14 protein-coding genes are annotated in these 18,800 nt (G+C 63.9%); 10 read left to right on the plus strand and 4 right to left on the minus strand.

What is annotated here, in order from left to right; genetic code table 11:
- The first annotated feature begins 95 nt into the window (after positions 1 to 95).
- Genes cqsA through SR858_RS04820 form a run of 3 tightly spaced genes read left to right on the plus strand, consistent with a single transcriptional unit; the run spans position 96 to position 3,126 of the window.
- Entirely contained in the window at positions 96 to 1,355 is a 1,260-nt protein-coding gene (gene cqsA / locus SR858_RS04810; protein ID WP_019922871.1) for an alpha-hydroxyketone-type quorum-sensing autoinducer synthase, read from the plus strand.
- Between the two features lie 31 nt (positions 1,356 to 1,386).
- A complete protein-coding gene (locus tag SR858_RS04815) occupies positions 1,387 to 1,788 on the plus strand; it encodes a group II truncated hemoglobin (RefSeq protein ID WP_154819970.1) in 402 nt (133 codons plus the stop codon).
- A 6-nt stretch (positions 1,789 to 1,794) separates the two neighbouring features.
- The gene (locus tag SR858_RS04820; RefSeq protein ID WP_019922869.1) at positions 1,795 to 3,126 is read left to right on the plus strand and encodes a DNA recombination protein RmuC; all 1,332 of its coding nucleotides are present in this window, start codon (positions 1,795 to 1,797) and stop codon (positions 3,124 to 3,126) included.
- Between the two features lie 100 nt (positions 3,127 to 3,226).
- Here the strand turns inward: SR858_RS04820 and moeA are convergent, their stop codons facing one another.
- The 3 genes from moeA to SR858_RS04835 all read right to left on the minus strand — a co-directional run bounded on the left by moeA (position 3,227) and on the right by SR858_RS04835 (position 10,004).
- Positions 3,227 to 5,323, minus strand: coding sequence for a molybdopterin molybdotransferase MoeA (moeA, locus tag SR858_RS04825; RefSeq protein ID WP_019922868.1), 2,097 nt, complete (start codon positions 5,321 to 5,323; stop codon positions 3,227 to 3,229).
- 1 nt (position 5,324) lies between these two features.
- On the minus strand, positions 5,325 to 6,431 hold the full coding sequence (gene moaA, locus SR858_RS04830) for a GTP 3',8-cyclase MoaA (RefSeq protein WP_019922867.1): 1,107 nt from the start codon (positions 6,429 to 6,431) through the stop codon (positions 5,325 to 5,327).
- Between the two features lie 210 nt (positions 6,432 to 6,641).
- Positions 6,642 to 10,004, minus strand: coding sequence for an Rne/Rng family ribonuclease (locus tag SR858_RS04835; RefSeq protein WP_026637465.1), 3,363 nt, complete (start codon positions 10,002 to 10,004; stop codon positions 6,642 to 6,644).
- A 714-nt stretch (positions 10,005 to 10,718) separates the two neighbouring features.
- Between SR858_RS04835 and SR858_RS04840 the strand changes: the two genes are divergently transcribed.
- Genes SR858_RS04840 through SR858_RS04855 form a run of 4 tightly spaced genes read left to right on the plus strand, consistent with a single transcriptional unit; the run spans position 10,719 to position 13,854 of the window.
- Positions 10,719 to 11,732, plus strand: coding sequence for an RluA family pseudouridine synthase (locus SR858_RS04840; protein ID WP_019922865.1), 1,014 nt, complete (start codon positions 10,719 to 10,721; stop codon positions 11,730 to 11,732).
- A gap of 42 nt (positions 11,733 to 11,774) precedes the next feature.
- Positions 11,775 to 12,434: an HAD-IIIA family hydrolase gene (locus tag SR858_RS04845; protein ID WP_026637464.1), complete on the plus strand. Its 660-nt coding sequence runs from the start codon at positions 11,775 to 11,777 to the stop codon at positions 12,432 to 12,434.
- On the plus strand, positions 12,413 to 12,799 hold the full coding sequence (locus tag SR858_RS04850) for a Rieske (2Fe-2S) protein (protein ID WP_322534478.1): 387 nt from the start codon (positions 12,413 to 12,415) through the stop codon (positions 12,797 to 12,799). The genes SR858_RS04845 and SR858_RS04850 overlap by 22 nt, the downstream gene beginning before the upstream one ends.
- Before the next feature lie 20 nt (positions 12,800 to 12,819).
- Positions 12,820 to 13,854 (plus strand): S49 family peptidase, encoded by a 1,035-nt coding sequence (locus tag SR858_RS04855; RefSeq protein ID WP_019922862.1) that lies wholly within the window; start codon positions 12,820 to 12,822, stop codon positions 13,852 to 13,854.
- Positions 13,855 to 14,051: 197 nt separating this feature from the next.
- On the opposite strand, the gene SR858_RS04860 is transcribed toward SR858_RS04855, so the two are convergent.
- The gene (locus SR858_RS04860) at positions 14,052 to 14,384 is read right to left on the minus strand and encodes a hypothetical protein (protein ID WP_019922861.1); all 333 of its coding nucleotides are present in this window, start codon (positions 14,382 to 14,384) and stop codon (positions 14,052 to 14,054) included.
- A gap of 148 nt (positions 14,385 to 14,532) precedes the next feature.
- Between SR858_RS04860 and SR858_RS04865 the strand changes: the two genes are divergently transcribed.
- The 3 genes from SR858_RS04865 to flhA all read left to right on the plus strand — a co-directional run bounded on the left by SR858_RS04865 (position 14,533) and on the right by flhA (position 18,787).
- The gene (locus SR858_RS04865; protein ID WP_019922860.1) at positions 14,533 to 15,255 is read left to right on the plus strand and encodes a pseudouridine synthase; all 723 of its coding nucleotides are present in this window, start codon (positions 14,533 to 14,535) and stop codon (positions 15,253 to 15,255) included.
- A 209-nt stretch (positions 15,256 to 15,464) separates the two neighbouring features.
- Positions 15,465 to 16,655, plus strand: coding sequence for a flagellar biosynthesis protein FlhB (gene flhB / locus SR858_RS04870; RefSeq protein WP_019922859.1), 1,191 nt, complete (start codon positions 15,465 to 15,467; stop codon positions 16,653 to 16,655).
- Between the two features lie 5 nt (positions 16,656 to 16,660).
- The gene (gene flhA / locus SR858_RS04875; RefSeq protein ID WP_019922858.1) at positions 16,661 to 18,787 is read left to right on the plus strand and encodes a flagellar biosynthesis protein FlhA; all 2,127 of its coding nucleotides are present in this window, start codon (positions 16,661 to 16,663) and stop codon (positions 18,785 to 18,787) included.
- Positions 18,788 to 18,800: the final 13 nt, after the last annotated feature.

The raw sequence follows: 18,800 nt of genomic DNA on the forward strand, positions 1-18,800 counted from the left end.
TCGTTGATTTTGATCAACTGGTTTGGGATTTTTATGCATCAAGGTGCGAAATAGTTTCATAAAAAAACACAACCATTTCAAAATAGGAAAATATCATGACCAACGTTAATATTTGCCAAAATACCTTGTTTCACACTTCGCTGCTTGCTGCCGAACACCTGATGCCGGATTACGTGCGCCGGCGCATGGATGCGCACCACGTGACGCGGATTGAACAGTTGCTCGGCGGCGAGCACCCGCATGCCTGGCAACCGCTTCAGGCGGGCTCGGTATTTTTGGCCGGTAACGATTACCTGTGCCTGGCCGGCGAGCCGGCGCTGGTGCGGGCCCAGGTCAACGCCTTGCAAGGTAGTGAAGGCGAGCAGCTGATGTCGGCGGTGTACCTGCAAGAGGGCAGTGAGCAGCACCGGCTCGAACAGAAGTTCGCGCGCTTCATGGGCGCCGAGGATGCCATCCTGGCGCAGTCGGGCTGGGCTGCCAACGTCGGGCTAGTACAAACGCTGGCTGAGCCCGGCCTGCCGGTGTACCTCGACATGCAGGCCCACGCCTCGCTGTGGGAGGGCGTGCAGTCGGCGGGCGCCGTGCCGATCTCGTTCCGCCACAACGACCTCGAGCATTTGCAGCGGCAGGTGGCGCGCCACGGACACGGTGTGATCGCGGTCGATGCGCTCTACAGCACCAACGGCAGCGTGGCGCCGTTGCCGGCACTGGTCGATCTGGCCTGGGCGACCGGCTGCGTGCTGATCGTCGATGAGTCGCATTCGCTGGGCACCCACGGCCCGCGCGGCGCCGGGCTGGTGGCCGCGCTGGGCTTGCAGGACCGCGTGCATTTCCGCACGGCGTCGCTGGCCAAGGCGTTTGCCGGACGCGCCGGCGTTATCACGTGCTCCAGCAAATTCAAGGGCTACTTCCTGTCCGAGTCGCGACCGGCCATCTTCAGTTCCTGCCTGCTGCGGCACGAGCTGGCGTGGTTCGATGCCGCCATCGACTTTGTCGCGGCAGCCGACGAGCGGCGCGTGGCCTTGCACATCAAGGCCTGCGCGCTGCGCGAGGAACTCGGTGCGCTCGGCTACAACGTCAGCGACGGCACCGAGCAGATCATCGCCCTGGAAGCGGGTCCGGAGCCGAAAACGCTGGCGCTGCGCAAGCTGCTCGAGGCGCGCGGCGTGGTGGGCGCCATGTTCTGTGCACCGGCCACGCCGAAGAACCGCTCGCTGGTGCGCCTGACCCTTAACAGCGGCCTTGATCGCAGCCAGCTGCGGCGCATCGTCGAAGCCTGCGACGATATCCGCAGCCTGGCCGATGTCGAGGGCTGGACGTCCACGCGGCGCCTGCACAAGCTGGCGCTGGTGTGAAGGCGCACGAGGGGAAGCGCGGTACGCTATCATGGCGGCTATGACCGAAGAATCGAAAACCCTCTATGAAGTGATCGGCGGCGAGGCGCGCGTGCGCGCGATGGTTGACCGTTTTTATGACCTGATGGAACTCGAGCCCGAGTTCCAGCTGCTGCGCTCCGTGCACGGTCCGTCGCTTGAAAACGCCAACGCCCGCCTGTTCATGTTCCTGAGCGGCTGGATGGGCGGCCCCGACCTGTACCAGCAAGCGCATGGCCATCCGCGCCTGCGCATGCGCCACATGCCGTTCGCCATCGGCACCCAGGAGCGCGACCAGTGGCTGCGCTGCATGGCGTGGGCGATGGAAGACGTGGGCATCGATACCGAACTGCGCGTGCGGCTGATGAACTCCTTCTTCCAGACCGCCGACTGGATGCGCAACAAGCCCGATTAAGATTCCATGACCGATACCCACTTCTATGTGTTGCTGGCGCTGGTGCTCGCAGCGATCGTGCTGCTGGTCCTCGTGCTCTTGCGCCCGCGCGGCAGTGCCGGTCTCGATGGCGCAACGCTGGCATCCCTGTCCAACCTGGCCGAACGTATCGAACGCGTGGAGCGCGAGGTGCGGGTGCAACTGCAAACCACGGCGCAGTCGAGTCACGCGGCCACGGTGCAGCAGTTCGACGGCATGCGGCGCCAGCTCGAAACGCAAGGACTGGTCGCGCGCGACGAGCAGACCCGCAACCTCAAGCTGTTCGCCGACAGCATGAACCAGACCCTCGCCCGCCTGACCGAATCGAACGCCGCCCGCATGGGCGAGGTGCGCGCCACGCTGGAAGCGAAGATCAAGGACCTGCAAGCCGATAATGGCGCGCGCCTGGAAGAGATGCGCAAGACCGTGGACGAGAAGCTGCACGCCACGCTCGAATCGCGCCTGTCGGCGTCGTTCCAGCAGGTGTCCGAACGCCTCGAGCGCGTGCACCAGGGCCTGGGCGAAATGCAGCAGCTGGCGCTGGGCGTGGGCGACCTCAAACGCGTGCTCACCAACGTCAAGACGCGCGGCACCTGGGGCGAGGTGCAGCTGGAAATGCTGCTCGAACAGGTGCTCACCCCGGAGCAGTACGCCAAGAACGTCGAGACCATTGCCGGCAGCGGCGCGCGGGTGGAGTTTGCGCTCAAGCTGCCGGGCCAGGTGGAGGGCGGATCTCCGGTGTGGATGCCGATCGACGCCAAGTTCCCCAAGGAGCAGTACGAGCGCCTGCTGGAAGCGGCCGACCGCGCCGACGCCGATGGCGTGGCGCAGGCCGGGCGCGAACTGGAACGGGCGGTGCGCGGCGAGGCCAGGACCATTTCTGAAAAATACGTGTCGCCGCCGCACACGACCGACTTTGCGATCCTGTTCCTGCCCACCGAAGGGCTGTACGCGGAAGTGATGCGGCGCCCGGGCCTGGCTGACGAGCTGCAGCGGCTGCACCGCATCAGCATTGCCGGGCCATCGACCTTGAGTGCGCTGCTCAACAGCCTGCAAATGGGCTTCCGCACGCTGGCGCTGGAAAAGCGCTCGTCGGAAGTGTGGCAGGTGCTGGGCGCGGTGAAGACGGAATTCGCCAAGTTCGGCGACGTGCTGGCCGCCACCAAGCTGACGCTGGAGCGCGCCGCCAAGAATATCGAATCGGCCGAAACCCGCAGCCGCCAGATGGCGCGCAAGCTCAAGTCGGTGGAGGCGCTGCCGAGCGAGGCGGCGCAGCTGTTACTGGGGCCGGAGATCGACCAGGCCGACGGCGACAGTTGAAAGCCGGCTTTGCGCCCGGTGCGACAGTGCGCCGGTACGGCGGTTCACTGCGGCGACGGCCTGCCGATGCGGCATGACGCCATGCCGGCGAACGATCAGATCAGATCAGGCCATCGAACGGCAAAATATCGACCATATCGCCAGCAGCGACATTGCCCTGGCCGTGTGCCAGCACCACGATGCAGTTGGCGGCCGTCATCGAGCTGAGGATGCCCGAACCCTGGGCGCCGGTGAGCCGCACTTGCGGTGCACCGTCCGGTCCGGGGGCGACGATGCCGCGCTGGTACTCGGTGCGGCCCGGGCGCTTGCGCATTGCCGTTGCGGCCCGCGCGCGCAGCAGCAGCGGGCGCGCCGCCACTGCCGTGGCGCCCATCATGCGCAGCAATGCCGGCCGCGCGAACAGATAAAACGACACCATCACCGCCACCGGGTTGCCGGGCAGGCCGAACAGCCACGCGCTGGCGTCGCCATCGCTGACCTTGCCGAAGGCAAGCGGGCGGCCGGGGCGCATGGCCAGCTTCCAGAACGCCACGTCGCCCAGCAGCGCCATGATGTCGCGCGTGTAGTCGGCCGCGCCCTCGGAGACGCCGCCCGAGGTGATGATGGCGTCGGCATCGCGGCAGGCCGTGCGCAGCGCGGCCTCCAGCGCCACCGGGTCGTCGCGCACGATACCCAGATCGATCACCTCGCACCCGAGCCGCGCCAGCATGCCGAACAGCGTGTAGCGGTTGCTGTCATAGACGCAGCCGTCGTCGAGCGGCTGGCCCAGCGCGCGCAGTTCGTCGCCGGTGGAGAAGAACGCCACCCGCAGGCGGCGCCGCACCGTCACCTCGGCGATGCCGAGCGAGGCCACCAGCCCCAGGTCGGCAGGACGCAGCACTTTGCCGGCGGCCAGCGCCACGCCGCCCAGCGCCAGGTCTTCGCCGGCAAAGCGGCGGTTGGCGCCAGGCGCGATCACGCCGGCGGCGATGGTGACGCTGTCGCTGTCGCTGCCGATGGCGGCGGCAAGCTCCTGCGGCAGCACGCTGTCGCAGCCGGCCGGCATCGCCGCTCCGGTCATGATGCGCACGCACTGGCCTTGTTCAACCTTGCCGGCGAAGGCGCGGCCGGCGTAGGCGATGCCGGCAACCGTCAGCGTTACCGCGCCGGCATCCGGATGTGCCCCCGACTCCACATTCGGCAAATCGGCGCCGCGCAGCGCGTAGCCGTCCATGGCCGAGTTGTCGTAGGCGGGCACGTTGATCGGCGAGATGATGTCGGTTGCCAGCACGCGGTCGAGCGCGGCGCACAGCCCCACGGTTTCGGTCTCCGCCACCGGCGCCACGCGGGCGGCGATCAGGCGCAGCGCCTGGTCCACCGGCAGTGGATTGTTGTCGTCACCATTCCCGGCCGCAGCCCCGGCCCCAGTCCCGGCACCAGCCCCAGTCGCAGTCACAGCGCCTACCCCGGCTCCAGCTTCGGCTTCGGATCCGCTCCCGGCTCCGGTCCCGGTTCCAGTCGCGGACTTGGGCCCGGTTGCCATCGGTGCGGAGGTAGCCGCAGTGGCCTCGGGCGCATGGCGTTGCAGTTCTTCGAGCGTGTTGATATTGCGGAAGGCGGCGGCATCGTCGAACAGCACTTCGGCCACGCTCAGGGTGTGATACCAGCCTTCCATGCGCCGCGCGCCGGTGGCCAGCCAGGCTTCCAGTTGCGGCAGCAGGTTGGCCCTGATCAGGCTGAACACGGGATGGCGCTGGCGGTAGGGGGCTGCGTTGGCATTTTCCGGATCGGTTTCCATGGTCACTGCCAGCGCCACGTCGGCGTCGTTCGCCACGAGCGCGGCATGCAGGCGTGCGGCCAGGTCCGGCGGCAGGAAAGGCGAGTCGCATGGCGCGGTGAGCACGAGCGCGGTGTCGCCTTGCGCGGTGCAGTGGGCCGAACAATACAGCAGGGCGGTTTGCAGACCGGCCAGCGGGCCTTCGAAGCCGCCGATGTGATCGGCGACAACGGCGACATCGGGGCCGGCAAGCGCCTGGTACTGCGTCAGGTTGCGGTTGGCGTTGATGGCGATGGCGCCCACCTGTGGCCGGAGGCGCGCCAGCACGTGGCCGGCCATGGTGGTGTCGCCCAGCGGTTGCAGTCCCTTGTCCACGCGGCCCATGCGCGTGCCGCGGCCGCCGGCCAGTATCCATCCGGTGATGGCGTTCGCAGGTGCCATGTCAGCCTCCGATATAGGACATCTCGACCCTGGCGCCGCGCGCCAGGCCGTCGGTATCATTGGTGCGCAGCTCGGAATAGCGGTCGCCACGGGCGCGCCACAGGTGCGCGAGCGCGGTGCTGATCTCGGCGTCGTTGCGGCCCGCGCGCAACAGCGCGCGCAGGTCGTAGCCGCCGCTGGCGAACAGGCACGTATATACCTTGCCCTCGGTGGACAGGCGCGCGCGCGAGCAGTCGCTGCAAAACGCCTGGGTGACGCTGGAAATGAGGCCGATCTCGCCGCTGCCGTCCGCATACCGCCAGCGCGCGGCGGTCTCGCCGCTGTAGTTGGCGGCCACCGGCGCCAGGGGCAGTTCGGCGCCGATGCGGCGTACCACCTCCGACGATGGAATCACTTCATCCATTTTCCAGCCGTTGGAGGCGCCCACGTCCATGTATTCGATAAAGCGCAGGATGTACGGTGTGTCCTTGAAGTAGCGCGCCATCGGCAGGATTTCCTGGTCGTTCATGCCACCCTTGACCACCATATTGATCTTGATCGGCCCCAGGCCCACCTGGTGCGCCACGTCGATCCCTTTCAAGACGTCGTCCACCGTGAAATCGACATCGTTCATGCGTTGGAAGGTGGCGTTGTCGAGCGCATCGAGCGAGACGGTGACCCGTTGCAGCCCGGCGTCCCTGAGCGACTGCGCCTTGCGCGCCAGCAGAGAGGCATTGGTGGTGAGCGTGAGGTCGAGCGGCTTGCCGCTGACGGTTTTCAGTTCGGCCAGCATGCCAATCAGGCGTTCGAGATTCTTGCGCAGCAGCGGTTCGCCGCCGGTCAGGCGGATTTTTTCGACGCCGTGGGCAATGAAGATGCGGGCGATACGGGTAATTTCCTCGAACGACAGCAGCGCGGTATGCGGCAGGTACTGGTAATCGTTGTTGAACACCGCCTTGGGCATGCAGTACACGCAGCGGAAATTGCAGCGGTCGGTGACCGAGATGCGCAGGTCGTGCAGCGGCCGCGCCAGGCGGTCGGCAAGCAATCCGGTGGGCGCTTCGAGCGGGAAGGGGATGGCCGGCGCGCTGGCGCGCTGCGCGGTCATCATGATGACTTTCTCTGACATGACTCGTGGTCTGAACTCTAAACTTGCTGGGATTGAAAGGTAGTTCCGCGCTGTACTGACTGCGCCATGTGCTTACGATACCACGAGCGGGCGTTGCTCGTAGCCATACACCCGGCCAGGGCAACCGTGCCCGATGAGCTTTTGCCGGCTGCGACAGTGCATAAAAAAAGGGAAGCGCGAGGCTTCCCTTTGATCAGCTCACCGCAACGATCAGCGGCGCGTGTCGATCTGCACCATCGGCTCGTCGTTCTGCGGCGGCAGCGGCTTGCGCTCGCGTGGCACGCGGACCGGCGCTACCACCTTGGCGGCAGCTTCCTGCGCGGCGCGCAGTTTTTCCGGATCGGTGGCCGCCAGGGTCAGGCCGGCGGAGCCGAGCACGGCTTGCAGGTCGGCCGGGGTCGCTGCTGCCACAGGTGCAGGCGCTGCGGTTGGGGCAGGTGCTGCGACTGGTGCTGGTGCCGGAGTTGCCACTGGAGCAGGGGCCGGAGCCTCCACCGCAGCAGGAGCAGCAGTCGCTACTGGAGCAGAAGCCGCCACTGGTGCAGGGACTGGCGCCTCTGCAACTGGTGCTGGCGCTGCTTCGGCAACCGCCGGTGCTGCTACAGGGGCTGCTACCACAGCGGCTTCGGCTACAGGCGCTGCGGCCACCGCTGCTGGCGCAACGGGCGCAACTGGCGCTTCCACCTCGGCTGCTGCCACCGGCGCTGGCGCGGCTTCTGCCACGGCCGGCGCTGCTGGTGCAACCTGCTCAGCAGGCGCAGCAGGTGCCAGTGGTGCTTCAGTGGCAGTTGCCACCGGTGCTGCTGGCGCTTGCGCTGCGGTCGGTGCTGCTACCGATACCACTGGCGCTGCTGCGGCCACCGGAGCGGCCGGCTCTGCTACTGCTGGTGCTGTTTCACTGGCGACTTCCACTGTTGCCGGGGCTGGCGCCTTGGCAACAACTGGCGCGGCCGGGGCGACGTCCGCTGCCGGCGTGGCTGCTGCCACGACAGGCTCGGCAACTGGTGCCGGCGCTTGTTCGGCGGCAGGAGCAGCCTCAACTGCGGCGGCTGCGGCTGCTGCCGGTGCTGCAACGGCTGCGACTTGCGCACCATCGTGCTCGGCGTAGCCTTGCTCGCCATCGGCGCCCTCACTGCCTTCGCCTGCCTCGTTGTCCTGGCCTTCGCCATCACGATCACGGCGGTTACGGTTGCGGCCGCCACGACGACGGCGACGACGCGGCTCATCGCCTTCGCCTGCCAGGTCTTGCGCTTCGCCTTCCGGACCGGCATTCGGTGCGGTTTTCAGGATGCTGGTGGCTTCGGCTTCAGGACCCGTCGCAGGGGCCAACACGCCTGCTGCGAAGGTGCCCGAGGCGGCAACCGACGCTGCGGCAACCGGTGCTCCTGCGCCCAGTGCCAGCTCATCAACCTTGGCTTCCACCGGCGCCTTGTCGGCACGTGGTTCACGTGGTGGACGCGGTTCGCGTGGCGGACGCTCACCACGTTCCGGACGCTCGCCGCGCTCGGGACGTTCCGCGCGTTCAGGACGCTCGGCGCGTTCAGTGCGTTCGCGTGGCGGCTGGCCGTCTGCTGGTGCATTGTCGCGGCCTTCGCGTGGCTCACGGCCTTCACGCGGTTCGCGTGGTGGACGCGGTGGACGGGCCGGGCGGCCGGCGTCGGCGGCCTTGGTCTCGTCCGATACCGGACGGGCGGCGCCTGGTTCGCGCTCTTCGCGTTCCGGACGGCCATTCTTGCCGGTGCGGGTACGGCCGCGGGGGCCACGGGTGGCGTTGCGGTCGGCATTACGGTCCGGCGACGGCGCCTTGACCACGATGGTCGGCTGCTGCGGCAGGACCGGTTTCGCCGGTTCCGGGCTCAGGAAGCTGAACAGCTTGGCAAAGAAACCTTTCGGCGCTGGCGCCGGCACCGGGGCCGGGGCTGGCGTGATGACGGTTTCGGCCGGCTTGCGCTCGACCAGCGGTGCTGGCTGGTCAGGGGTGATGGTCTTGACCATGGCTTCCTGGCGTGGCTTGGCTTCTTCCTTCTGGCGCTTGCTGTAGGCCATGTCGGTTTCCGCTTGCTCGGCCAGGTTGTAGCTGGCCTGGCTGTCCTCCAGGCGCGGATCGTCATGCTTGATGCGCTCAAGCTTGTAGTGCGGCGTGTCGAGGTGCTTGTTCGGGATCAGAATCACGGAAATGCGGTGACGGTTCTCGATTTTCAGCACTTCGCCGCGTTTTTCGTTGAGCAGGAACGCTGCCACATCGACGGGCACTTGCACGTGGATGGTGGCCGAGTTTTCCTTCATCGCCTCTTCCTGGATGATGCGCAGGACTTGCAGGGCCGACGATTCGGTATCACGGATGTGGCCGGTGCCGGAGCAGCGCGGGCAGGTCACGTGCGAACCTTCCGACAGCGACGGACGCAGGCGCTGGCGCGACAGTTCCATCAGGCCGAAGCGCGAAATCTTGCCCATCTGGACACGGGCACGGTCGTGGTGCAGCGCATCCTTGAGGCGTTGTTCGACCTCGCGCTGGTTCTTGGCCACTTCCATGTCGATGAAGTCGATCACGATCAGGCCGCCCAGGTCGCGCAGGCGCAGCTGGCGGGCCACTTCTTCGGCCGCTTCGCAGTTGGTGTTGAAGGCGGTGGTTTCGATGTCGGAACCGCGGGTGGCGCGGGCCGAGTTGACGTCAACGGACACCAGGGCTTCGGTGTGGTCGATGACGATGGCGCCGCCCGATGGCAGCGGCACGGTGCGGCTGTAGGCGGTTTCGATCTGGTGTTCGATCTGGAAGCGCGAGAACAGCGGCACGTCGTCGCTGTAACGCTTTACACGGTGCACCATGTCGGGCATCACGTGGCTCATGAACTGGTGTGCCTGCTCGTAAATCTCGTCGGTATCGATCAGGATCTCGCCGATATCGGGCTGGAAGTAATCGCGGATGGCACGGATCACCAGCGACGACTCCTGGTAGATCAGGAAGGCGCCGGAAGCCGACTTGCCAGCGCCTTCGATCGCGCGCCACAGTTGCATCAGGTAGTTCAAGTCCCATTGCAGTTCATCGACGTTGCGGCCGATGCCGGCGGTGCGGGCGATGACCGACATGCCTGCTGGCAGGTCGAGCTTGTCCATGGTCTCGCGCAGTTCCTGGCGCTCTTCACCTTCGACGCGACGCGAAACACCACCACCGCGCGGGTTGTTCGGCATCAGGACCAGGTAGCGACCGGCCAGCGACACGAAAGAGGTCAGGGCGGCGCCTTTATTGCCGCGCTCTTCCTTTTCGACCTGGACCATGATTTCCTGGCCTTCGCGCAATGCTTCCTTGACGGACGCGTTGCGAACATCGACGCCTTCCTTGAAATAAGTTCGCGCTACTTCTTTGAATGGGAGGAAACCGTGGCGATCTTCGCCGTAGCTGACGAAGCAAGCTTCGAGCGATGGTTCGATGCGGGTGATCACGCCTTTGTAGATGTTGGACTTGCGCTGTTCGCGTCCGGCGGTTTCGATATCGATATCGATCAGTTTCTGACCATCGACAATCGCTACGCGCAGCTCTTCTTGCTGCGTAGCATTAAACAACATGCGTTTCATTTTTTTAACTCCGCGACCCGTAGGCCAGCTCTATGCCGTCGGCTCGTGGAAGCCGGCGACGAAGGTTTTGGGGTATACGCGAAGAGTCAGAACGATTGCGGGGGGTATTGCCCATTCTGTGCGGAGCAGCAGCGCGGGAGGTAACCGGCGCTGCGGACGCAACTGGGCGCTGAGAGGCTGAACGTCAGGCCGCGGGCTCGCATCACCTGTACACCTCCATGCGGCCCATAAGGACGGCAGAGAAATACAGGCGGTGAGCAGCAACGTTGAGAGCCAAATCCTCAAGCTTACATACTACAAGTAATCAATATCGCAGCGACGACAGTGTGCCGGGCTGAAATGTTACAGGGCTGGTGACAGCCATCCGTTGAGCTTGCAGCAAAGCATGGGGTCCGGCGGAAACGGCAAGCGTTATCAACTTCATCAATCGGCCAGCCGACTCTTGACCGGCTGGCCGCACTTTATCCTTACAATACTATCATTCTGATCCTGCCTCCCTGCCACTAACCGATTACAACAACGGTGCAACCTTGATATCGGCAAGGGTGGTGCGTATACGTATTTCCCCCTGAATTTGCAATTAGGCGAGGCCAGGTAGGACGCCCCTGTGTAAAATATGCTTTTCTTCTTACACCAGCCGCAGTGTATGCCGCAGCGAAATGATTATATATTCAAAATGAAGGACTTAGAGAGATTTCTGGGAAGACAGCTTAAATGAAGATGCAAAATGATGTTGTCCCCCCGTCACATTCCGCGACCACCGGCGCAGTACCCTCGTCGCAAGTCCCGCTGCAGGCGCAGTTCGTCACTATTTCCGAAGAAGACGCTGGACAAAGGATCGATAATTACCTGTTGCGAATTTGCAAAGGTGTACCGAAGAGTCACGTCTATCGCATCCTGCGTTCGGGCGAGGTGCGCGTCAACAAGGGGCGTATCGACCAGTTGTATCGCCTGGTCGAAGGCGATATGGTCCGCATTCCGCCAATCCGCATCGCGGAAAAAGCCGACGCCACCCACGTACCAGCCGCCGAATTCAAGGTGATTTTCGAAGACAGCCACCTCCTGGTGATCGACAAGCCGGCCGGCGTGGCCGTGCATGGCGGCTCCGGCGTGTCGTTCGGCGTGATCGAACAATTGCGCGCCTCGCGCCCCGACGCCAAGTTCCTGGAACTGGTACACCGGCTCGACCGCGACACCTCGGGTTTGCTGTTGCTGGCCAAAAAGCGGTCGGCACTGACCAATCTGCACGAGCAGATGCGCGATGGCGACACCGACAAGCGTTATCTCACCATGGTGGCGGGCGACTGGAAAAATGCGCGGCAGCACGTCAAACTGGCGCTGCACAAGTATTCCACCGCCGAGGGCGAGCGCCGCGTAGCGGTCAATCCAGACGGGATGCCGTCGCATACCGTGTTTTCGCTGCTGAAAAAGTTCGCAGGCTTCGCCTTGTTGGAGGCGGAACTGAAAACCGGCCGCACGCACCAGATCCGCGTGCACCTGTCGGCGTCCGGTTTCCCGATCCTCGGCGACGACAAGTACGGCGATTTCGCCCTCAACCGCGCGCTATTGAAAGCCGATGCGCAGCGCGGCGCGCTCAAGCGAATGTTCCTGCATGCGCATCAAATTACGTTCACCCATCCGGACTCCGGAAAAATCATGACGCTGAACGCACCTTTAGCCGCCGAATGTGAGCGATTCTTGGTAAGCTTGGGCAAACCAATTAACTAATCGCAAATATTTAGGGGCGCGCTGCGTGCAGCGGCTGAATTCATGGCAAGAAAGCAATTTGATTTGATCGTGTTCGATTGGGACGGCACGTTGATGGACTCGACGGCCACCATTGTCCGTTGCATCCAGGCAGCGGCGCGCGACCTCGGCCTGCCGGTGCCGCGCGACGACAAGGCTGCCCACGTGATCGGCCTCGGCCTGCACGAGGCGATGCAGGCCGTGTTGCCCGATATCGACCCCACCTGGTACCCGCGCATGGTGGAGCGCTACCGCTATCACTTCCTCTCGCGCGACCACGAACTGGTGCTGTTCCCCGGCGTACGCGACATGTTGCAGGAACTTTCGCAGGAAGGTTACTTTCTGGCAGTAGCCACCGGCAAAAGCCGGGTAGGTCTGAACCGCGCCATGAACGACGTCAAGGTGCTGTCGCTGTTCGACGCCACCCGGTGCGCCGACGAAACGTTTTCCAAGCCGCATCCGGCCATGTTGCAGGAACTGACCAGGGAGTTGGGCCAGGATATGCGGCGTACGGTGATGATCGGCGATACGTCGCACGATTTGCTCATGGCGAACAATGCTGGTGCGGCCGGGGTGGCAGTGCAATATGGCGCCCACCCGGTCGAACAGCTGACCGCCTGCAATCCGGTGTATTCGGCTGCGACGGTGGCCGAATTGCACCAATGGCTGAGCGAGAACGCGTGATGGACGAGATCCTGGTCTGCGCCACCGCTGACGTGGAAGATGGCGGCAAGGGCGTACGTTTCGCCGTGAACGCCGACGGCACGGCCGGCACCGGCTTCGTCGTGCGCTACGATGGCGCGCCATATGCCTACCTGAACCGCTGCGCCCATATGCCGATCGAACTCGATTGGGCGGAAGGCGAATTCTTCGAGTCCGGCGGCGCGTACCTGATGTGCGCCACGCACGGCGCCATCTATGCCCCCGACACCGGCGTATGCGCGGGCGGGCCCTGCCGGGGCGGCCGCCTGCGGCCGATCGCCGTCGTCGAGCGCGACCAGCAGATTTTCTGGCAACCGGACGACTACGTGCGGCCGCCAGCGGCCTGACTATCCAACTTAAGTAATCCATGAGCGACCACCACATTCCCAAGTCCGGCGACAGCGACGCCGGCGGCGTCAATCCGCCACCTGCCACCCCTGTGCCGCCCGCAGCGTCGGCTGCTGCCGGCAACTGGGAGCGCGCCGTGCTGGAAAAGCTGGTGTTTGCCACGCTCAAGGAGCAAAAATCGGCGCGCCGCTGGGGCATCTTCTTCAAATCCGTCACCTTGCTGGTGATCGTGGTGGCGCTGGCCACCTACATGGACGTCAACTGGACCGGCTCCGAGGAAACCCTGGGCCGCCATACCGCGCTGATCGAGATCGAGGGCGCCATCGAATCCGAGGGCAGCGGGGCTGCAGCTATCGTGATCCCGGCGCTGAACAAGGCGTTTTCCGACAGCGGCTCGGTGGCCGTGGTGTTGCACATCAATAGCCCGGGCGGCAGCCCGGTCCAGGCCGGCATGATCGTGGACGAGATGCGGCGCCTGCGCACCGGCTATCCGTCGAAGCCGCTGTACGTGGTGGTGGACGAGATTTGCGCCTCGGGCTGCTATTACATCGCCGCCGGCGCCGACCGCATATATGTCAACAAGGCCAGCATCGTCGGTTCGATCGGGGTGCTGATGGACGGTTTCGGCTTTTCTGGCGCCATGGAAAAAGTGGGCGTCGAACGGCGACTGCTGACGGCCGGTGAAAACAAGGGATTCATGGACCCGTTCAGCCCGCTGACCGACAAGCACCGCCAGTATGCCCAGGCCATGCTCGATGAAATCCACCAGCAATTCATCGACGTCGTGCGTGCCGGTCGTGGCAAACGTCTCAAGGAAACCCCTGAGATGTTCTCGGGATTATTCTGGACCGGCGCCCGCTCGATCGACTTGGGCCTGGCAGACGCCTACGGCACCGTGGACAGCGTGGCGCGCGACGTGGTGCGGGCCGAGGACATCATCGACTACACCACCCACGAGGGACTGCCGGAGCGGGTGCTGAAGAAATTCGGCGCTGCCATGGGCGCGGGCGCCATCAAATCGGCGGTGGAGAGTGTCAAACCGACCTTGCGTTGAGCGGCGAGATACCGGGTTTGCTGTCGCTCAAGGCAAACCGATTAACATTATCAATACCGACTTGCTTGCATCTGCTACCAGTTCGGCTATAGTGGTGGTGTAGTTCTTTCCAAGGGAGGTCGATATAAACTGTTTATCTCGTTGTCAGCAGAAAGTGAAGCAGAAGTTGAAGCTTAGCTTGATCCACCAAGAATGAACTACCTTACCGCATCTCGCATGCGGACTTGAGAGAATTGTGATTCCTCGTCAGCACCCGTACAGGGTGCTGGAAACAGCGGCGCAATGCCGCTGTTTCCTATTGTGCTCGCAGATTCCTGCGTCATGCCACCGCCGTCCAGCCAGTCCAGAAACAGTTGCTGCTGCCGCGCATACCACGCGGCTTGCGCGCTGCTGGTCAGCGCGCCGGTGGCTGGCGCCTGGCTTTCCGGCGCAGGCAGGCAACCGTAGCGGCAACGGCTGATCAGGAGCTGGGTGCGGTGGGTGGCGGCGTGGGAGCGGGCCAGCAAGGTGCGGATATAGGTGGTGGACATGGCGACTTCCTGCTGAGTATTTCCTAATGCGTTAGGCGAATTCCTAATGCGGTTTGAAGTCTAACCCCGCAAACATTGGTGAACTTGATGTATATCAATAATGCGCGCCCCCCTCACAAGCGTACAGCCATCCTGTAAAATTCGTGCCATGAGCAAATTATCCCTGGACCGCATCCTGCAATCGCAGGGTTTCGGCACCCGCAAGTACTGCCGCGCCCTCATCGAAGATGGCGAAGTAAGCATCGCCGGTGTCGTACACGACAAATACAAAGAAACGCTTGAAACCGACGGCCTGGTGCTGACCGTGTTCGAGGAAGAATGGGTCGTGCGCGAACACGTGTACATCGCCCTGTATAAGCCCGCCAACTTCGAGTGTTCGCGCAAGCCCAGCCACCATCCCGGCGTGCTGACCTTGTTGCCCGAGCAATTCACGTGGCGCGAAGTACAGCCGGTCGGACGGCTCGATCACGACACCACCGGCATGCTGCTGATGTCGGACGATGGGCCGTTTATCCATGCCCAATCGTCGCCGAAGCGCCATGTTCCAAAAATTTACCAGGCCACCACGCAAGACCCGGTCACCGATGATCTGGTGGCGCAATTGCTGGGCGGCGTGCAACTGCACGACGAGCCGGCGCCGCTGGCAGCGCAAACCTGCGTCAAGCGCGGCGAGCACCAGCTCGAAATCGTGCTCGAGCAGGGCAAATACCACCAGGTCAAACGCATGCTGGCCGCCGCCGGCAACCATTGCAGCGCCTTGCACCGTTCCGCCATTGGGACCCTGACCCTCGAAGAGCTGGGCCTCGAAGAGGGCGAATGGTGCTTCCTGACCCCCGAACACATGGCCAAGCTCGCACCCGCCAGCGCCTGACAAAACCTCCAGAGCGGTGTTGCAGCTCCTCGCCGTACGTTCGTACTGTCTTCGTCGCTGCGCCTTGCTCTGAAGGCTATGTCAGGCGCTCTTAATTTCCGCACGGAATCACTGATCTGGCACGGAAAACCTGCCGTATTCCACCGATGGTCCGATGTTGCCGCACTCGATAATGGCAACATCGAAATAAACCATGCGGCAGACACACCATGTCAGACAGCAGCGACGCAGAAAAGACCGAAGCAGCGTCACCGAAGCGCCTCGAGCAGGCGCGTGAGGAAGGCGACATTCCGCGTTCGCGCGAAGTGGCCACGTTTACCGTGTTGATGGCGGCCGGCGTCGGCCTGTGGACCTTTGGCGACAGCCTGATCCGCCAACTCAATTCCGCGCTGGTCTCTGGCCTGACCCTGGACCAGGAGCAAATCTTCAATTCCAACGTCCTGCTGCACCGCGTGGCGCTCGACGTCAGCCGCGTGCTGATCGCCTGCCTGCCGCTAGGCCTGGCGCTGATGTTCGTGGCGGTGATCTCGCCGATCCTGATCGGCGGCTGGCTGTTCAGCGCCAAGGCCTTCGTGCCCAAGTTCAGCAAGCTCAACCCCGTCAACGGCATCAGCAATATGTTCTCCAAGAACGCGCTGGTGGAACTGTTCAAGGCCATCGCCAAGGCGACCGTGGTGGGCGTGGTGGCGTGGATGGTAATGATGAAGCAGCAGGACGCCGTCATCGGCCTGGCAGTGGAGCCGCTGCGCCTGGGCACCACCCACATGCTCAATATGCTGGGCAGCAGCTTTTTGTACATCGTCGGCGCGCTGGGCCTGATCGCAGCCATCGACGCGCCGTACCAGCTGTGGCACTACGCCGACAAGCTCAAGATGACGCGCCAGGAAGTGATCCAGGAGTCGAAAGAATCGGATGGTAATCCGCAAATCAAGGGCAAGATCCGCCAGTTGCAGCGCGAGATGGCCAAGCGCCGCATGATGGCCGATGTGCCGACCGCCGACGTGGTGGTCACCAATCCTACCCACTACGCGGTGGCGCTGAAATACAACGATGGCATGCGCGGCGCACCGAAAGTGATCGCCAAGGGCACCGACGAAACCGCCGCCAAGATCCGCGAAATCGCCCGCGAAAACAAGGTCATCATGCTCGAAGCGCCGGCCCTGGCGCGGGCGCTGTACAAGCATGCCGAGATTGGCGACGAGATTCCTGCCACGCTGTACGCAGCGGTGGCCGAAGTGCTGGCCTACGTATTCCAGCTGCGCATGTACAGCAAGGGCGGCGCGCCACGGCCGACCGAACCGAAGGTACTCGACGTGCCGCCGGAACTCGATCCGCACAACCCGGCTTACGTGGACAAATTCGGCAACAAACCAAACATGAATAACGGAGCACCCGCATGAGCGCAATGAGCAACGTCAAAATGCCGCCATGGCTGCAAGGCCTGGCGACCAGCCAGAACAAGTCTTCGCTGGCGGCGCCGATCTTCCTGATCATGATGCTGTCGATGATGATCCTGCCGTTGCCGGCGTTCGTGCTCGACATCTTCTTCACTTTCAATATCGCGCTGGCGATCGTGGTGCTGCTGACCAGCCTGTACACGGTGAAGCCGCTCGACTTCATGGCGTTCCCGACCGTGCTGCTGGTCTCGACCATGCTGCGCCTGTCGCTGAACGTCGCGTCCACCCGCGTGGTGCTGACCGAAGGCCACACTGGCGCGGATGCTGCCGGTAAAGTGGTGGAAGCATTCGGCCATTTCCTGATTGGCGGTAATTACACGGTCGGTATCGTGGTGTTCATCATCCTGACCATTATCAACTTTATCGTGGTAACCAAGGGCGCAGGCCGTATCGCCGAGGTGGGCGCGCGTTTCGCGCTGGACGCCATGCCAGGTAAGCAGATGGCGATTGACGCCGACCTGAATGCCGGCCTGATCGGTGAGGCGGACGCCCGCAAGCGCCGCAACGAAGTCTCGCAGGAAGCGGAGTTCTATGGCGCGATGGACGGCGCCAGCAAATACGTACGCGGCGATGCCGTGGCCGGCATCCTGGTCACCGTGATCAACGTCATCGGCGGCTTGCTGGTCGGCGTGATCCAGCACGGCCTGCCGTTCGGCGAAGCGGCGCAGATCTACACGCTGTTGGCCATCGGTGACGGCCTGGTGGCGCAGATTCCATCGCTGATCATCTCGATCGCGGCCGGTATCGTGGTGTCGCGCGTGGCCAGTGAGCAGGACATCGGTACCCAGATGGTGTCGCAACTGTTTGCACGCGTGGAAGTGCTGTACGTCACCGGCGGCATCATCTTCGGCCTGGGCCTGATTCCCGGCATGCCGAACGTCATGTTCCTGACCATCGGCGGCGCCATCCTCGGCGCCGGCTACATGATGGCCCGCAAGGAAAAAGTCACCGGTGGCCCGGTGGGCAAGGCCAAGGCCGAGGCGGAAGCAGCGGCGGCTGCCGCCGCTGCCGCGCCGCCGGCGCCGGAGCAGGAAGAAGCGAGCTGGCAGGACGTGATGCCGGTCGATACCCTGGGCCTGGAAGTGGGCTACCGCCTGATTCCGCTGGTCGATAAAACCCAGGGCGGCGAACTGCTCAAGCGCATCAAGGGCATCCGCAAGAAGTTCGCGCAAGAGGTCGGCTTCCTGGCGCCGCCGGTGCACATCCGGGACAACCTGGAACTGAAACCGTCGGCCTACCGCATCACCCTCAAAGGCGTGGAAGTGGGCATGGGCGAAGCGTTCAACGGCCAGTTCCTGGCGATCAATCCCGGCATGGCCAGCGGCACGCTGCAGGGCCTGGTGACCACCGATCCGGCCTTTGGCCTCCCCGCCACCTGGATCGACGCCAGTTTGCGCGACCAGGCGCAGGGCATGGGTTACACGGTAGTCGATGCCGGCACCGTGGTGGCCACGCATTTGAACCACCTGATTTCCACCCATGCATCGGAACTGCTGGGCCGGGCCGAAGTGCAGGCGCTGCTCGACCACCTGGCCAAGGAAGCGCCGCGCCTGGTGGAAGACCTGGTGCCGAAAATGGTGTCGCTGTCCACGCTGCAAAAAGTGCTGCAAAACCTGCTGGTCGAAGGCGTGCACATCCGCGATATGCGCACCATTATCGAGACCCTGGCCGAGCACACCGTGCACACGCAAGACCCAAGCGACCTGACCGCGCTGGTGCGCATGGCGCTGGGCCGCGCCATCGTCCAGCAACTGTTCCCTGGCACCAACGAGTTGTCGGTGATGACCCTGGATAATCGCCTGGAACGCCTGTTGATGCAGGCGCTGGCCGCCAGCGGTCCGGACGGCGCCGGCATCGAACCCGGCTTGGCCGATACCATCGCCCAGCAGGCGGCGAATGCGGCGCAGCAGCAGGAGGCGATGGGACTGACGCCGGTATTGCTGGTGCCGGGCCCGCTGCGCGCCTTGCTGTCGCGCTTCCTGCGGCGCGCGCTGCCGCAGCTGAAAGTGCTGTCGCATGCCGAGATCCCGGAAAGCAAGACCATTCGCGTGACCGCGCTGGTGGGCCAGACGTAATCTCGCACCGTCC

The sequence above is a fragment of the Duganella zoogloeoides genome (genome assembly GCF_034479515.1).
In the GTDB taxonomy this organism is placed as follows: Bacteria; Pseudomonadota; Gammaproteobacteria; order Burkholderiales; family Burkholderiaceae_D; genus Rugamonas; species Rugamonas zoogloeoides.

Excerpts from the sequence above, each read along its gene's own strand:
- cqsA (WP_019922871.1), top strand. The coding sequence starts at position 96 with ATGACCAACGTTAATATTTGCCAAAATACCTTGTTTCACACTTCGCTG.
- SR858_RS04815 (WP_154819970.1), top strand. The coding sequence starts at position 1,387 with ATGGCGGCTATGACCGAAGAATCGAAAACCCTCTATGAAGTGATCGGC.
- SR858_RS04820 (WP_019922869.1), top strand. The coding sequence starts at position 1,795 with ATGACCGATACCCACTTCTATGTGTTGCTGGCGCTGGTGCTCGCAGCG.
- moeA (WP_019922868.1), bottom strand. The coding sequence starts at position 5,323 with ATGGCACCTGCGAACGCCATCACCGGATGGATACTGGCCGGCGGCCGC.
- moaA (WP_019922867.1), bottom strand. The coding sequence starts at position 6,431 with ATGTCAGAGAAAGTCATCATGATGACCGCGCAGCGCGCCAGCGCGCCG.
- SR858_RS04835 (WP_026637465.1), bottom strand. The coding sequence starts at position 10,004 with ATGAAACGCATGTTGTTTAATGCTACGCAGCAAGAAGAGCTGCGCGTA.
- SR858_RS04840 (WP_019922865.1), top strand. The coding sequence starts at position 10,719 with ATGAAGATGCAAAATGATGTTGTCCCCCCGTCACATTCCGCGACCACC.
- SR858_RS04845 (WP_026637464.1), top strand. The coding sequence starts at position 11,775 with ATGGCAAGAAAGCAATTTGATTTGATCGTGTTCGATTGGGACGGCACG.
- SR858_RS04850 (WP_322534478.1), top strand. The coding sequence starts at position 12,413 with ATGGCTGAGCGAGAACGCGTGATGGACGAGATCCTGGTCTGCGCCACC.
- SR858_RS04855 (WP_019922862.1), top strand. The coding sequence starts at position 12,820 with ATGAGCGACCACCACATTCCCAAGTCCGGCGACAGCGACGCCGGCGGC.
- SR858_RS04860 (WP_019922861.1), bottom strand. The coding sequence starts at position 14,384 with ATGTCCACCACCTATATCCGCACCTTGCTGGCCCGCTCCCACGCCGCC.
- SR858_RS04865 (WP_019922860.1), top strand. The coding sequence starts at position 14,533 with ATGAGCAAATTATCCCTGGACCGCATCCTGCAATCGCAGGGTTTCGGC.
- flhB (WP_019922859.1), top strand. The coding sequence starts at position 15,465 with ATGTCAGACAGCAGCGACGCAGAAAAGACCGAAGCAGCGTCACCGAAG.
- flhA (WP_019922858.1), top strand. The coding sequence starts at position 16,661 with ATGAGCAACGTCAAAATGCCGCCATGGCTGCAAGGCCTGGCGACCAGC.